This is a genomic window from Flavobacterium sp. (assembly GCF_044349645.1).
Classification (GTDB): domain Bacteria; phylum Bacteroidota; class Bacteroidia; order Flavobacteriales; family Flavobacteriaceae; genus Flavobacterium.
Window position 1 is genome coordinate 1 of the sequence record NZ_JBIKQP010000024.1, and the last position, 15351, is coordinate 15351.

Here is a 15351-nt window from a genome sequence, read left to right on the forward strand (position 1 = left end):
TTTAAAAATTTTATTAACAGAAAAATTAATTGGAGCAGCTAACACCATTGATGTTCCTCCCCAAGGTTGACCAGCGTTTTTAACCATTCTAGCTACATTAGCAGAAGTATTAATACCGCCAGAATTTGGATTCGCAATTTTAGTTGCAACACCACCATCAAAATCAGCAAAAGTGTAAGTTACAGTTGTAGACTCAAAATCAATAGGAAGCGATGGCGCAACAACTGAAGTGGTTGTACATGCCGCACAGGATGCCCAACAAACAACTGGATTAACAATAGCTGTAGTTCCAACAGCTAAAACTCTATTTGTAAAACCATTTGTAGTTAGCGTACAAGGAGTTCCTGCAGTTAGTCTTTCATCTGCAGCCCAATTGTTGATTTGAAATTTATACTCAATTGTTGTTGATTGAGGAATAGGTAATACTGCAGACCAAATGTTTGTAGTTCCTTCTCTTGTCAAAGGATTAGCATTACCGGACCAACTATTAAATGTTCCTGATACATAAACTACATCTGTGGCTGTTAAACCGGTGTAATTAGTCATGTCGACTTTAAAAGTAACTTGAGTTTGTGAAAATCCTAAAGCCGAAACTAAAAGGAAAATCAATAAAGTAATTTTTTTCATAATTATTGTTTAAAAAGTTAATATTCAAATTTACTAGACTTCTATTTTAATTGGTTCAAATGACACTATATAAAAACTATACAATTAAAAAATAATTAAATCCACCTTTAAAACCATTATTTATAAGGGTTTAAATCAAATAAATAAAAAAATAATAGATATGTAATTACTACCATTGTTGAGGCAATGTAAAGTTTAACTATTACGATTTCGTATAATTTTTGTTTAACAAAAATTCAAAAAGATTAAAAAAAATTACAAAAAAAGCAAAATCAATAAAAATGAATACAATAAATAAAATATTACTATTTTACTATTTCAATAAAAAGTATCAAAAAATAATATGGAATTAACAGTTTAACTTTTGATGGAAGATTGTGTTGTTATATTTATTTATCTTTGCACTCATTAAAATTGACCATGATTAAAAAAGACATTTCAAAACTAGAACCTAAAAAAAATATTATTATCAAAGGTGCTCAAGTTCACAACTTGAAAAAACTTGATGTCGCTATCCCTCGAAATAAATTGGTAGTAATTACCGGTTTGTCTGGTTCCGGAAAATCTAGTTTAGCTTTTGATACTTTATATGCTGAAGGTCAACGAAGATATGTAGAAAGCTTGTCTTCGTATGCACGTCAATTTTTAGGAAGATTGGACAAGCCTAAGGTCGAATATATCAAAGGGATCGCTCCTGCAATTGCTATTGAACAGAAAGTAAATACTACAAATGCTCGTTCAACAGTTGGAACATCAACTGAAATATATGATTATTTGAAGTTATTGTATGCACGAATTGGTAAAACCTACTCTCCTATTTCTGGTAAAGAAGTTAAACGAGATTCTGTAACAGATGTAATTAATGAGGTTAAAACTCTTAATATTGAAAGTAAATGGCTTCTTTTAGCGCCTATACATCTTGAAAAAGGAAGAAAATTAGAAGACAAATTATCCTCATTATTAAAAATAGGGTTTTCTAGAATATTAGTTGATAATGAAATGGTTCGTTTGGATCAATTGGAATCCAAATCATTAACTAAAAAGGAAGTTTTATTGATAATTGATCGAATTGTAATTCAAAATGAAGAAGATTTTTACAATCGACTTGCTGATGCAGTTCAAACCGCATTTTACGAAGGTAAAGGAGTTTGTTACCTACAAGAAGTAACTACCAATAAAAGAATTACTTACAGCAACAATTTTGAATTGGATGGAATTTCTTTTTTGGAACCCAATGTTCACTTGTTTAGTTTTAACAATCCTTATGGCGCTTGCCCTGTTTGTGAAGGTTATGGAAGTGTAATAGGAATTGATGAAGAACTGGTAATTCCAAATACGGCTCTTTCAATATATGAAAACGCAATTTACGCTTGGCGTGGTGAAAGCATGAGTTGGTACAGAGATGAATTAGTTAACAATGCTTATAAATTTGATTTTCCAATTCATAAGCCTTATTTTGAACTTTCTGAAAAAGACAAAGCACTAGTTTGGGAGGGAAATTCCTACTTTACAGGATTAAATAATTTCTTCAAAGAATTAGAAGAAAAAAATTACAAAATTCAGAATCGTGTGATGCTTTCAAGATATCGCGGAAAAACAAAATGCCAAGCATGTAGAGGAAATCGATTAAGAATAGAAGCATCTTACATTAAAATTGGCGGAAAAACGGTTTCAGATTTGGTTCAAATATCAATTAAGAAATTAGTTGCCTTTTTTGAAGAATTAGAAGTATCCGATTTTGATCAAAAAGTTGCCAAACGACTTTTGGTTGAAATCAACAGCAGATTGAAGTTTTTAGTAGATGTAGGTCTCGATTATTTAACTTTAAACAGAAATTCTGCATCACTTTCAGGTGGTGAATCACAGCGAATTAATTTAGCCACTTCATTGGGAAGCAGCTTGGTTGGATCGATGTATATTTTGGACGAACCTAGCATTGGATTGCATCCAAAAGACACAGAAAGATTGATTAAAGTATTGCTTTCACTTCGAGATCTTGGAAATACAGTAATAATTGTAGAGCACGATGAAGACATCATGAAAGCTGCCGATATGATTATTGATATTGGTCCTGAAGCTGGAACTCACGGCGGAAAATTGGTTGCTCAAGGTACATTTCAAGAAATTCTAAAAGAAAATACGTTAACAGCCAACTATTTAAGTGGTAGTTTAGAAATAGAAGTGCCTAAAATTAGAAGAAAATGGTCTTCGTTTATAGAGATTGTTGGTGCTCGTGAAAATAATTTGCAAAATGTAACTGTGAAATTTCCACTTGAAGTACTAACAGTAATTACTGGGGTTTCTGGTAGTGGAAAAAGTACTCTAGTTAAGAAAATTCTATTTCCTGCGATGCAAAAAAAATTAGATGGTGTGGGAGACAAAGCGGGACAATTTTCAGATATCCAAGGATTTTACTCTAAAATCAAGCACATTGAATATGTTGATCAAAACCCTATTGGTAGGAGTTCACGATCAAATCCTGTGACTTACATAAAAGCTTATGACGATATTAGAGATTTATTTGCTCAGGAAAAATTATCAAAAATTCGTGGTTACCAACCTAAACATTTTTCATTTAATGTTGATGGTGGACGTTGTGAAACCTGCAAAGGTGAAGGTGCAATTAATGTAGAAATGGTATTTATGGCCGATGTTCAACTGCCTTGTGAAACTTGTAAAGGCAAAAGATTCAAAAAGGAAGTCTTGGAAGTGGCATTTGAAGGAAAAAATATTGATAACATATTAACAATGACAGTTGATGATTCTTTGGAGTTTTTCAAAAGTACAAATAGGTCTAAAATTGTTCAAAAATTACAACCTCTTCAGGATGTAGGGCTAGGATATGTTCAATTAGGGCAATCTTCATCCACGCTTTCTGGTGGTGAGGCGCAACGAATTAAATTAGCTTCATTTCTCGTAAAAGGAAGCACAAAAGACAAAGCGTTATTTGTATTTGATGAACCAACCACAGGTTTGCATTTTCATGATATCAAAAAATTACTGACTTCATTTAACGCATTAATTGAAAAAGGACATTCAATAATTGTAATTGAACACAATTTAGATTTGATAAAATGTGCTGACCATATCATTGATTTAGGGCCAGAAGGCGGAGAATTAGGCGGTCGTATTTTAGCTATTGGAACACCAGAGGAAATTGTAAAAAACAAAGAATCGATTACAGCTAAATACCTTAAGGATAAACTAAATTAGTTAATAATAATTTTCTTAGTGTATTTATTTTCCCCAGATTCAATTACAGCTAAATAAATACCTTTTGGAATTTCGGAAATTGAAATAGCCTCATTTTGACTAGCCATTACAAATGACTTATTAATAATTGTTTTTCCTAATAAATCTATCAATTTAAAAGTGTAATTTCTATCTAATTTACCACAATTTATATAAAGTATATCACTTGCTGGGTTTGGATAAATAGAACCTTGGAAACTGGATTCAAATTCTTCATTTGTCAATGAAGTGTCAACTACCGAAAAATGCAACATCGCACCAATTGCCGCTTTAGCAACATTGTAGTTGTAGGTAGGATCCATATTTATTAAAAAATCGGTTGGAGTATGCTTGTGGGTGGTTACATTTTTTTCGAAAAAACCTGTAATTACTTCATTATTACTTTGAAATGACATGTAATCTGAAGCATAAGCACGATCCAAGAAGGTGTTTAATGGCGAATACAAACCAACACATGTAATGAGTTCATTAGTCACAGCAGCTGATGCCGCATTATTCGATGTAGGTGAAGACATATCTCTTTCACATGTAATAGTATTATTTACCATTCCGGCGACTCCTCCAACTTCATCTATATTAAAAACTAATTTGATGTCCATTTTAGGGTTGGTGGCATTTACAACTGCTGAAACAAAATGCTGACTTCCAAATAAACCATCTTCTTCACCACTAAAATTGATGAATTTTATTGAATATTGAGTTGGAATATTTTGTAATAATCTAGCAACTTCTAAAATACAAACCAATCCACTTCCATTATCATTGGTTCCGGTTCCATTTATAGAATCGTAATGACCGTCAATAATTATAAATTTATTTGGATAAACGGTACCTATTTTTGTAACAACAAGATTTTTACAAACAGCGGTCGAACCAGTATATGTATAGGAATCTTCAGTAATTTGACTAGCAGTATAACCGTAACTTAAATATTTATTTTTTAACCAAGTTAAGGTATTGTCTAATGCAACAGTTCCTCTTCTTTTGACTCCAAGCGCCTCATATTCTGTTAGGTTATTCAAGATGTTTGAACTTGAACATTGATTAACAACAGCTGCATAATTGGCATTATAAACTTGCCCCTGCGTAGTTTGCGTAGAAAATGAAACTAATGTTACAAGTAAAAAAAAGTATATTATATTTTTCATCGATAAAATAACAAAATTTGGCCCGAAGGTAAATAGTATTCCAATTATAAAAAAATTATTTTGTAAATCTGAATGTTAAAATGATGATTCCTAGTTTACCTTTTCAATAAATTAGCTAATTTTTCAGTCAAATTTCTTCTAGAATATTTTTGCAAACCTACCGCATTTGACCTTAAATTTCCTTCCAAAAACAAACTAAAGTAATTGGCAATATAATTTTTTAGTTTTTCTTTTTCAGAGTAATCAGCAAAAACTCCGGTATTCGTATCAATTAAGATTTCAGCAAAGTCACATCCTTTTGGGCCTACTCCAATAATTGGTCGCTCCGAAACCATATATTCGAATAATTTACCTGGAATTATACTTTTGGTATCTTCTGAATTAATTTCAATTAATAATAGAACTTGAGACTTCTTTTGATGCGCAATAGCTTCATCATGAGAAACATATCCTAAATTAAGAACGTAATTCTGCAACTGAAATAAAGCAATTGAATCCAATACTTCTTGACTCACGGCACCAATCAATTTTAGTTGGAAATGTGATGCAAATATGGGGTTTTCTCTAATTAATTCAGAAAGGCTTTCCCATAAAATCCTCGGATTTCTTTCCGATAAAAAAGAACCAATATGAGCTAATGAGAATTTTTTATCTACTATCTGATTTCCAATTTTTTCAACATCATATCCATTAGTAATAACTTCAATTGGTTTGGTAGTTATTTGTTTAAATTCTGCTCTTGTTGATGGACTTGTAACCAAAATCAAATCAGCAGTATTCAACACTTTAAATTCTAGTTGCTTGTGCTTATTTGAAGCAAATTCAGATAATTTCAGTGCTTTGTGATATCCAATTGTAGTCCAAGGATCACGAAAATCAGCCACCCACCTAACCTTTAATTTTTGTTTTAATTCTAATCCAATCAAATGTAAACTATGTGGCGGTCCCGAAGTTATTATTGTAGTAATTCCATTTTCAGAAATGTATTTTTCTAAATATTTTACCGATGGCTTTACCCATAATACTCTTGCATCTGGAATGAAAATATTTCCTCGAATCCATAGCAACATTTTATCTAAAAACGTTTGCTTTTTCTTATTCGGAATAATTCCAGAACTGATTTTAGTAGTTTTATTCTTTGATAAAAAAGAGGCCCATTGATACGGTTCTACTATTTTATTTTTTAAAATAACAGCGTTATTGGAAACCTCCGAGAGTAGGTTTTCATCAATAATTGGATAGGAAGGATTTTCGGGTATATAAACTATTGGCTGATAACCAAAATCAGGTAAGTATTTCACAAATTTTAACCAACGCTGAACTCCCGGCCCTCCTGCTGGTGGCCAATAGTAAGTAATAATTAAAATTTTATTGTTATCCAATTCTATAAGAAATTATTGTTTTGCCTTCTTTTGCTCAAAATAAATTGCACCTCCTAATAACAAAATCATCAGTATAAAACTAATTAAAGCTATTGTACTTCCTGTTTTCACTACTTGTGGCTCAAACTTGAATTCTATATTGTGTTTACCAGCAGGAATTTTCATCGCTCGAAGCACATAATCGGCTCTTAAATGAGATGTCGCTTTCCCGTCAATAGTTGCATTCCATCCCTCAGCATAGTACATTTCTGAAAAAACTGCCAAACCAGGATTTGGGTTATTGGAAGTATACTTCAAATGATTTGGCTTGTAACTAATTAACTTTATTGTTGACAAAGTATCTTTTACAAATGAGTTGTTTTTGATTTGGGTTCCGAATTCTTTTTGGTTCACAACTACTTCATTTTTAGAATCTAATTTATCCAAAGCTTTCATTTCTTGATCCGAAGAATTAACAAATTTCACCTTTTGAACAAACCAAGCATTACCATTGTAATTCGGATTGAAAGTTGGGAATTCTTTACCTTCTTTATCCGTTTGAATGATGAATTTTGTATTCAACATATTCAATACTTCCATATTGTTTTTGGCGATTTGATAATCAAATAACTGTTGCATTCTTCGAGGTTTTACCGCACTATATCCACCTATAGATTGATGAAAATAAGAAGCTCTAGAACTTGACATATTTCCATTTACTTCAAAAACACGGTAGTGCGAAGTATCACGAAGAATCTCTAAATCTGAAGCTGTAGGTTGAAATGGGACATCAACTTCACTAGGAGAAACAAAACTCTTAGCATTTACATAATTTTTATCAATAAAAAATAAATCGGAAATCATGATGATTCCCACTAAAATAACCGCAGTAGATTTTGAAATTTTATTTTTAATAAAAAACCAAAGCAACCCAAATGCTAATAATACTAAGAATCCTGATCTCAATAAATCAGCAGAATAAAGACTTTTTCTATCTTCTTTTAAAGCATTAATAAACTCAGGTCCGTAATTTTGAAGATAATAATCGTCACTTCCTCCAGAAAAACTAAACTGACTTTTTATCGCGATTAAAAAAGCGATAATCCCAAAAAATACTCCTCCCGAAAGATAAAGTCCTTTTAATTGTTGTTCTTTTTCTTCTTTGAAAAACGATTGTAATCCCATAATTGCAAGAACTGGAATACACAATTCTAAAATAACTTGTATGGAAGAAACTGCTCTAAACTTGTTGTACAATGGGACTGTATCAATAAAGAAATCGGTTAATATCGGGAAGTTTTTACCCCAAGAAAGGAATAATGAAAAAACTGCTCCAGCAACAAAAACATACTTTATTTTACGTTTATCTAAAAATAAAGCGACCAAACAAAGAAAGAAAACTACCGCACCAATGTAGGCTGGAGCGGCAACAATAGGTTGGTCTCCCCAATAAGCAGGCATGCTTGAAACAAACTCTTTAGCTTGTTCTTCGGGAACGCTTTTTCCTATTAAGAATTCATACATATTGGTATTGGTTCCTATATTTTCCCCATTGGAACCACCAAAAATTCTTGGTGAAATTAAATTGAAACTTTCTGCAATACCGTAACTGTATTCGGTGATATAATCACGAGTCATTCCATTTTCGGAGGTGCTTTTTGAACCATCTGGGCTATATGTCAATTCACTTTTACCTCTAGTGCTGTATTTAGTATATTCGGCTGTAGCCAATAAACTAGTAGCATTGGCACCGATGGCTAAAATTCCGGCAATTGCAAAAATTCCAAATGCCGTAAACAAAGATTTGTATTCTATTGCTTTAAAATATTTAAAACAATAATATATAGTTATTATCAGAATTAAAAACAGTAAATAATAAGTCATTTGCGGATGATTGGCATTCAATTCTAGTGCTGCTGCAAACATCGTCAACAATCCTCCAACTAAATATTTACGTTGAAAAACCAGTAATATTCCAGCAATAACCATTGGCATATAAGCAATAGCGTGGGCTTTGGCGTTATGACCCACTCCAAGAATAATTACTAAATAAGTGGAAAATCCAAAAGCGAGAGCGCCAAAAAAGGCTTTTAAGGGATCGGTTTTTAATACTAATAATAGCACATAAAATCCCAGAAAATAAAGAAATAAATAATCGGCTGGCCTTGGTAAAAATCGGAAAGCACTATCAATTTTACTAATATATTCATACGGGTAATTTGCCCCTAATTGATAGGTAGGCATACCACCGAATGCTGAATTAGTCCAATAAGGTTCTGCATTTTCTGTAGCTCGAAAATCTATTTGCTCTTTAGCCATTCCGGTGTAAAGCGCTATATCAGATTGGGAAATTTTCTTTCCTTGAAGTACAGGGTAAAAATAAATTAGGGAAATTAAAATAAAACCTAAAACGGCAATTGCGTGTGGGTAAATTCTTTCTAATCTTTTCATTTTTTAATTTTAGATGTTTGTAAAAGTAAAAAATAAATCAAACATATTAGAATTTATGAAATCAAATAGTTTAGGGATTATTCTATTTCCTCAAAATCAACATATTCGCCTACTTTTTTGCTTTCACGAGGCTTTGAATCGGTTGGATTACCTGGATTAAAATCTTGAGTATTACTTTGATTTTGCGGGTTTTGATATTGCTGTTGAAAATTCTGTCCCGCTTTTTCAACTACTTTTTTAACCATATACGGTAAAAATAAACGTGCCAAAAATTTAAATACATAATAAAAGAATAATATGTAAAATAAAGTTTCAATAAAACCTGCGAAAGAAGCCATTTCCATCTATAAAAATATTTTCAACAAAATTAATAAATCATTTTACAAATTACGATAGAATTTTAAAATATGATTCTTAAATAAATAATAAAATATGGTACATTTGAATAAAATAAATAAACTCAATTCCATGAATCGAATTACTGCCCTACTGCTTTTACTGACTTTCTTTTCATTTTCCAATATAAATGCTCAATATACTGATGTTATCAATTCCAATCGCCCTGGTAAATCGATGTCCGCATTTTCTGTAGGAAAAACAGTAATTCAAGCGGAATTAGGGGTTTATGGTGTAAATGAAAAACATGATTTTCTAGAATACCAAGCTAAAGGAATAGGAACCGATTTAAGCCTAAGATACGGAGCGTTTTTAGAGCAATTGGAATTCAATATCGATTTGCAATATCAAAATGATAACTACATTCGATTTGATGACAGTTACAATCGTAAAGCCCTGAAACAATCAATAATAGGGGCGAAATATTTGATTTATGATCCAAATAAAAATTACGAAGAAAAAATAGATGTATACAGTTGGAACAAAAACCATAAATTCAAATTTAGAAGTTTAATCCCAGCAGTTGGAATCTACGCAGGCATGAATTTGAATCTTACTAATAATGAATTTTCATTTGCTTCTGATCCTAAAATTAGTCCAAAGGCAATGTTGATTACTCAAAATCAATTAGGTAAATCGGTATTTGTAACCAATATTATTGCAGATAAAATAGGAACCGAATTCCCATCTTACGGATATATCTTAACACTAACTCGTGGTTTTAACCCGGAATGGATTGGTTTTGTAGAAACGCAAGGTTACCTAAGTGATTTTTATGCAGACAATGTTCTTCGTGGTGGTGCAGCATATTTAATACAGGAGAACATTCAAATAGATGCAAATATTGGTGTCAATTTTAAAAATACCCCTTCAATATTAGTTGGTGGAATTGGAATATCTTGGCGTTTTGACGAAAATTATACCGAAATATTACTTCGAGCACCAGAAGAAAAATCAGAAAAGGATAAAAAAGGAAAAGATAAATCTAAAGATAAAGGCAAAAAACGTCTTGACGAAGTTCCAGCTCCTAAATAATAGTTTATGATTACAATTAAAGAGGCAATCACAAAAAAAGAACTTACCGAATATATTAAATTCCCATTTTCTTTATATAAAGATAATAAATACTGGGTGCCACCAATTATTGCAGACGAACTAGAAACCTTCGATAAAACTAAAAATCCAACATTTGAAAATGCGGAAGCTTACTTTTATTTGGCTTATAAAAACAATGAAATTGTAGGACGAATTGCCGCAATAATCAATTGGAATGAGGTAAATAACCAACAAAAGAAAAAAGTACGTTTCGGTTGGTTTGACGTTATCGACGATATTGAAGTGACCAAAACATTACTTGAAAAAGTAATTGAATTGGGTAAAAAAAACAATCTAGATAATATCGAAGGTCCAATGGGATTTTCAAATTTAGATAAAGTAGGTGTTCTAACTGAAGGCTTTGACCAAATAGGAACCATGATAACTTGGTACAATCATCCTTATTATGCAGAACATTTTGAAAAATTGGGATTCCAAACAGAAAAAGAATATTTAGAGCATAAATTTCCATTCTCCAATGTAAAAATAGATCAATTTGATAAAGCGCAAGAACTTATAAAAAAACGTTACCAGCTTAAAGCACTCAACTTTAGAAATACAAAAGACATTTTACCTTACGTAGACAAAATGTTTGATTTGTTTAACTATTCTTATGCAAAATTGGCCTCATTTGTTGAAATAACTGACATTCAGAAGGCCTATTTTAAGAAAAAATACATCAGCTTTATCAATCCTGAATACATCAAATTTGTTGAAGATAAGGACGGAAATCTAGTCGCATTTGCAATTGTAATGCCTTCCTTTTCTGAAGCTTTACAAAAAGCAAAAGGCAAATTATTTCCATTTGGATTGTTTCATTTGTTGAATGCTAGAAAAAATAGTAAAGATGTTGCTTTTTACCTTATTGGAGTTCATCCTGACTACCAAAACAAAGGTGTTCACGCCATAATATTTAAAGAATACCATACCACTTTCACCAAAAAAGGAATTCAAAATTGCATTCGAACACCAGAATTAGCAGACAATCTCGCCATTCAATTACTTTGGAAAAACTTCGATCCTAAAATTATTTGTCGTAGAAAAACGTTTATTAAACAATTAAACTAAAATCGCATGAAAGATATCTTTGACCAAAAAACAACTACTGAACTAATAGAAAGAATCAATAATTTAAATTCAAAATCACCTTCAAAATGGGGTAAAATGAGCGTAGACAAAATGTTGGCTCATTGTAATGTGACCTACGAAATGGCTTATGAAAACATCCATAAAAAACCCAATTTTTTTATCAGATTTCTTTTACGCATTTTTATAAAAAAATTTGTAGTAAATGAAATTCCTTATAAAAAAAACATCCAAACTGCGCCAGAATTTATTATTAAAGATTCTAAAAAATTTGATAAAGAAAAAAATAGATTAATTGATTACTTGATCAAAACCCAACAACTTGGCGCTACCTATTTTGAAGACAAAGAATCTCATTCATTTGGAAAACTATCAGCTAAGGAATGGAGCAATCTATTTTATAAACATTTAGACCACCATTTAACTCAATTTGGAGTTTAAAAAAAATCCATTCGCATAACGAATGGATTTTTAATTTATACATTTAAAATTCTTGATTTTATGCGTCTAAATTAACAGTTGTCTTTTCAGCGATTTCTTTATATGTTCCGTTTTCCAGTTTCTCTCTAATTGCCTCAAATGCAGTTAATGTTTCCTCTACATCAGCCAAAGTATGCGAGGCAGTAGGAATCATTCTCAATAAAATAATACCTTTAGGGATAACTGGATAAACCACAATAGAAAGGAAAATTCCGTAATTTTCTCTCAAATCATTTACCATAACCATCGCCTCAGGAATACTCCCTTCAAGATAAACTGGAGTAATACAAGTATTGGTATCTCCAATATTGAATCCTTTTTCCTTTAATCCATTTTGCAATGCATTCACGTTCACCCACAATTTATCTTTAATTTCAGGTGAATTACGCAATAATTCCAATCGTTTTAAAGAACCTACCGTTTGAATCATCGGTAATGCTTTGGCAAACATTTGAGAACGTAAATTGTATTTTAAGTAATCGATAATTTCTTTATCTCCAGCAACAAAAGCCCCAATATTAGCCATCGATTTTGCAAACGTAGAAAAATAAACATCTATTCCATCCTGAACTCCTTGCTCCTCACCTGCCCCAGCACCCGTTTTTCCTAGAGTTCCAAAACCATGCGCATCGTCAACAAGCAATCTGAAATTGTATTTCTTTTTCATCGCAACCACTTCCTTCAATTTTCCTTGTTGGCCTCGCATTCCAAAAACTCCTTCGGTAATAAATAAAATACCACCACCAGTAGTTTCAGCTAATTTTGTAGCACGCTCCAAGTTTTTCTCCATACTTTCCACATCATTGTGTCGGTATGTAAAACGTTTTCCGCTGTGCAATCTCACCCCGTCAATAATACAAGCGTGAGCATCAACATCATAAACAATAACGTCATTTCTAGTCACCAAAGCGTCAATAGTTGACATAATTCCTTGGTAACCAAAATTCAATAAATAAGCCGATTCTTTCATTACAAATTCAGCCAATTCTCGCTCTAATTGTTCGTGATAATTGGTGTGACCACTCATCATTCTAGCTCCCATCGGGTAGGCAGCTCCATATTCAATCGCCGCATCAGTATCGGCTTTACGAACTTCTGGATGATTGGCTAGACCTAAATAATCATTCAAACTCCAATTCAAAATATCCTTACCTTGAAACTTCATTCTCGGCCCTAACTCTCCTTCTAATTTTGGAAAAACATAATATCCCTCAGCCTGTGAAGCCCACTTTCCCAATGGACCTTTATTTTTTTGAATTCTTTCGAATAAATCTTTTACCATCTCGTTTTTGAAAATTTTATTATTCTAACTATCTCGCAAAAATAAATATTTATACCTTAATAACAGATGAAAATTTTGTTTTTTTTAGGAGCTATTTCCAGCTATTCATTACAATCTGCGCTAAAAAGCGCAGGATTTCCATTTCTATCTGGGCTAGGACATCCGATTAAACTAGAAACATCGTACCTTTGATTAAAATTGTTAAAGGTCAAAAGAATGATAATTGCAATTTCAATACAAATACAATAAAAAATGAATCAAAATAAAGAACTAAAAATAGCCGTATTAATCGATGCCGATAACATTCCCTACAGCAATGTAAAAGGAATGATGGAAGAAATCGCAAAATATGGAACCCCTACAACCAAAAGAATTTATGCCGATTGGACCAAACCAAATGCTAACGGTTGGAAATCAGTTTTACTCGAACACGCAATTACCCCAATTCAACAATACAGTTACACAGTAGGAAAAAACTCCTCCGATTCCGCCATGATTATCGATGCCATGGATTTACTCTATTCTGATAAAGTAGATGGATTTTGCATTGTTTCTAGCGACTCCGACTTCACTCGTCTCGCAATCCGACTCCGAGAATCAGGCATGAATGTAATTGGAATGGGAGAAAAGAAAACTCCAAATTCCTTCATCGTGGCCTGTGACCGATTTATATATATCGAAGTTTTACAAGGCGCAGTGAAAAAGAAAGTAACGAAAAACGCAACAAACGACACTAAAAAGGTAGTTGAGAAAGGAACTCCAGAAAAAGATATTGTCGAAAAAGAGGCCGTTCAAAAAATCGATTTGCAAACCATCGAATTAATTGAAGCCACCATAGAAGCCATTTGTGACGATGACGGTTGGGCATTTCTGGGCGATGTTGGAAACCTAATTGTAAAGAAAAAACCAGAATTCGATCCAAGAAATTATGGTTTTACCAAACTCACTCCCCTTCTTAAATCCCTAACCGATATTCTAGAAATTGACGAAAGAGATTCCGACAAAAAAGGAATCAAACACGTTTTTGTTCGATTGAAATTTAGTTAGAAAACTCACCTCTAATAATAAATTTCATAATATAAAATGTTATTTTTGCTTAACTAAAATAAAATCTATGCTAATAATTGGAATTGCTGGAGGAACAGGAAGTGGAAAAACTACCGTAGTTCACCAAATAATGAATGAATTACCAGAAACCGAAGTTGGAATTATTTCCCAAGATTCCTATTATAAAGAAAATCATAATCTTAGTTTCGAAGAACGTTCCTTAATCAATTTTGACCATCCTAGAGCCATCGATTTTGAACTTTTAGTAGCGCATCTGAAAGAATTAAAAGCTGGAAATAACATTAACCAACCCGTATATTCATTCGTAACTCACAACAGAACAGACGATACCATTTTCACACATCCTAGAAAAGTAATGATTGTTGAGGGAATTTTAATCCTTGCCAATGCTGAATTAAGAGAACTTTTTGATGTAAAAATCTACGTTCATGCCGATTCTGATGAACGTTTAATTAGAAGACTAAGACGTGATATTGCTGAGCGTGGTCGCGATATGGACGAAGTTCTAAATCGTTATCAATCCACTCTAAAACCAATGCACGAGCAGTTTATCGAACCTACCAAAGCATTTGCCGATATCATCATTCCAAACGATAAATACAATACCGTTGCAATTGATGTTGTTCGTGCAGTAATAAATCAAAGAATTTTATAAAATTTTCATTAATTTTATACCAATATTTTTTTGGAGCATTTTCCTGCTGTCCGCTAAATCCAAGCAAAAGCTTGGGATATCGCTTCCATCAGGGCTAAAAAACATCAAAAATTACTATGGAAAATCCGTTAGAAGAAACAAAACAAAAAAAAACTTGGTTCAAAATTGTGAGCAACAAGTACCTTTTAATTTCACTTCTATTTGCAGTGTGGATGCTATTTTTAGACAACTATTCTTACATGGATCAAAGGCAACTTAACAAACAAATTGACGAATTACAAGACAACAAAAAGTACTATCAAGAAGAAATAAAGAAAGACAACCAAAGTATCAAATTACTAAAAAATCAAGACCAAGTAGAAAAATATGCTCGCGAGAAATATTATATGAAAAGAGAAAATGAAGATATTTACATTGTTGAATATGAAGGCGATACAATAAAAAAATAAA

12 protein-coding genes and 1 pseudogene are annotated in these 15351 nt (G+C 32.2%); 7 read left to right on the forward strand and 6 right to left on the reverse strand.

Annotated features, from left to right (window positions below; translation table 11 throughout):
* Positions 1-627: pseudogene (locus AC9UFV_RS06345) on the reverse strand (hypothetical protein); the annotation flags it as partial.
* Positions 628-1047: 420 nt separating this feature from the next.
* Here AC9UFV_RS06345 and uvrA point away from each other — a divergent pair.
* The gene (gene uvrA, locus AC9UFV_RS06350; protein WP_509573973.1) at positions 1048-3840 is read left to right on the forward strand and encodes an excinuclease ABC subunit UvrA; all 2793 of its coding nucleotides are present in this window, start codon (positions 1048-1050) and stop codon (positions 3838-3840) included.
* On the opposite strand, the gene AC9UFV_RS06355 is transcribed toward uvrA, so the two are convergent.
* The 4 genes from AC9UFV_RS06355 to AC9UFV_RS06370 form a co-directional block, all read right to left on the reverse strand.
* Complete coding sequence (locus tag AC9UFV_RS06355) at positions 3837-5027, reverse strand: M20/M25/M40 family metallo-hydrolase (protein ID WP_509573975.1); 1191 nt, start codon at positions 5025-5027, stop codon at positions 3837-3839. The genes uvrA and AC9UFV_RS06355 overlap by 4 nt on opposite strands.
* A 95-nt stretch (positions 5028-5122) precedes the next feature.
* Entirely contained in the window at positions 5123-6409 is a 1287-nt protein-coding gene (locus AC9UFV_RS06360; protein ID WP_509573977.1) for a glycosyltransferase family 4 protein, read from the reverse strand.
* A 12-nt stretch (positions 6410-6421) separates the two neighbouring features.
* The gene (locus AC9UFV_RS06365; RefSeq protein ID WP_509573980.1) at positions 6422-8839 is read right to left on the reverse strand and encodes a YfhO family protein; all 2418 of its coding nucleotides are present in this window, start codon (positions 8837-8839) and stop codon (positions 6422-6424) included.
* 77 nt (positions 8840-8916) lie between these two features.
* A complete protein-coding gene (locus AC9UFV_RS06370) occupies positions 8917-9183 on the reverse strand; it encodes a DUF4834 family protein (protein WP_509573982.1) in 267 nt (88 codons plus the stop codon).
* A 124-nt stretch (positions 9184-9307) separates the two neighbouring features.
* Here AC9UFV_RS06370 and AC9UFV_RS06375 point away from each other — a divergent pair, with 124 nt between their 5' ends.
* The 3 genes from AC9UFV_RS06375 to AC9UFV_RS06385 are packed head-to-tail and all read left to right on the forward strand — an operon-like array spanning position 9308 to position 11857.
* Complete coding sequence (locus AC9UFV_RS06375) at positions 9308-10270, forward strand: transporter (RefSeq protein ID WP_509573984.1); 963 nt, start codon at positions 9308-9310, stop codon at positions 10268-10270.
* A gap of 6 nt (positions 10271-10276) precedes the next feature.
* Entirely contained in the window at positions 10277-11398 is a 1122-nt protein-coding gene (locus AC9UFV_RS06380) for a GTP cyclohydrolase (protein WP_509573986.1), read from the forward strand.
* A 6-nt stretch (positions 11399-11404) separates the two neighbouring features.
* The gene (locus AC9UFV_RS06385) at positions 11405-11857 is read left to right on the forward strand and encodes a DUF1569 domain-containing protein (RefSeq protein ID WP_509573988.1); all 453 of its coding nucleotides are present in this window, start codon (positions 11405-11407) and stop codon (positions 11855-11857) included.
* A 58-nt stretch (positions 11858-11915) separates the two neighbouring features.
* Here the strand turns inward: AC9UFV_RS06385 and capB are convergent, their stop codons facing one another.
* Positions 11916-13178, reverse strand: a complete 1263-nt coding sequence (gene capB / locus AC9UFV_RS06390) for a cysteate-C-fatty acyltransferase (RefSeq protein ID WP_509522270.1) — start codon at positions 13176-13178, stop codon at positions 11916-11918.
* 252 nt (positions 13179-13430) lie between these two features.
* On the opposite strand from capB, the gene AC9UFV_RS06395 reads away from it, so the two are divergent.
* The 3 genes from AC9UFV_RS06395 (at position 13431) to AC9UFV_RS06405 (ending at position 15350) form a co-directional block, all read left to right on the forward strand.
* A complete protein-coding gene (locus AC9UFV_RS06395; protein WP_509573990.1) occupies positions 13431-14225 on the forward strand; it encodes an NYN domain-containing protein in 795 nt (264 codons plus the stop codon).
* Between the two features lie 67 nt (positions 14226-14292).
* Positions 14293-14901: a uridine kinase gene (gene udk / locus AC9UFV_RS06400; RefSeq protein WP_509573992.1), complete on the forward strand. Its 609-nt coding sequence runs from the start codon at positions 14293-14295 to the stop codon at positions 14899-14901.
* Positions 14902-15017: 116 nt separating this feature from the next.
* The gene (locus AC9UFV_RS06405; RefSeq protein ID WP_509573994.1) at positions 15018-15350 is read left to right on the forward strand and encodes an FtsB family cell division protein; all 333 of its coding nucleotides are present in this window, start codon (positions 15018-15020) and stop codon (positions 15348-15350) included.
* Position 15351: the final 1 nt, after the last annotated feature.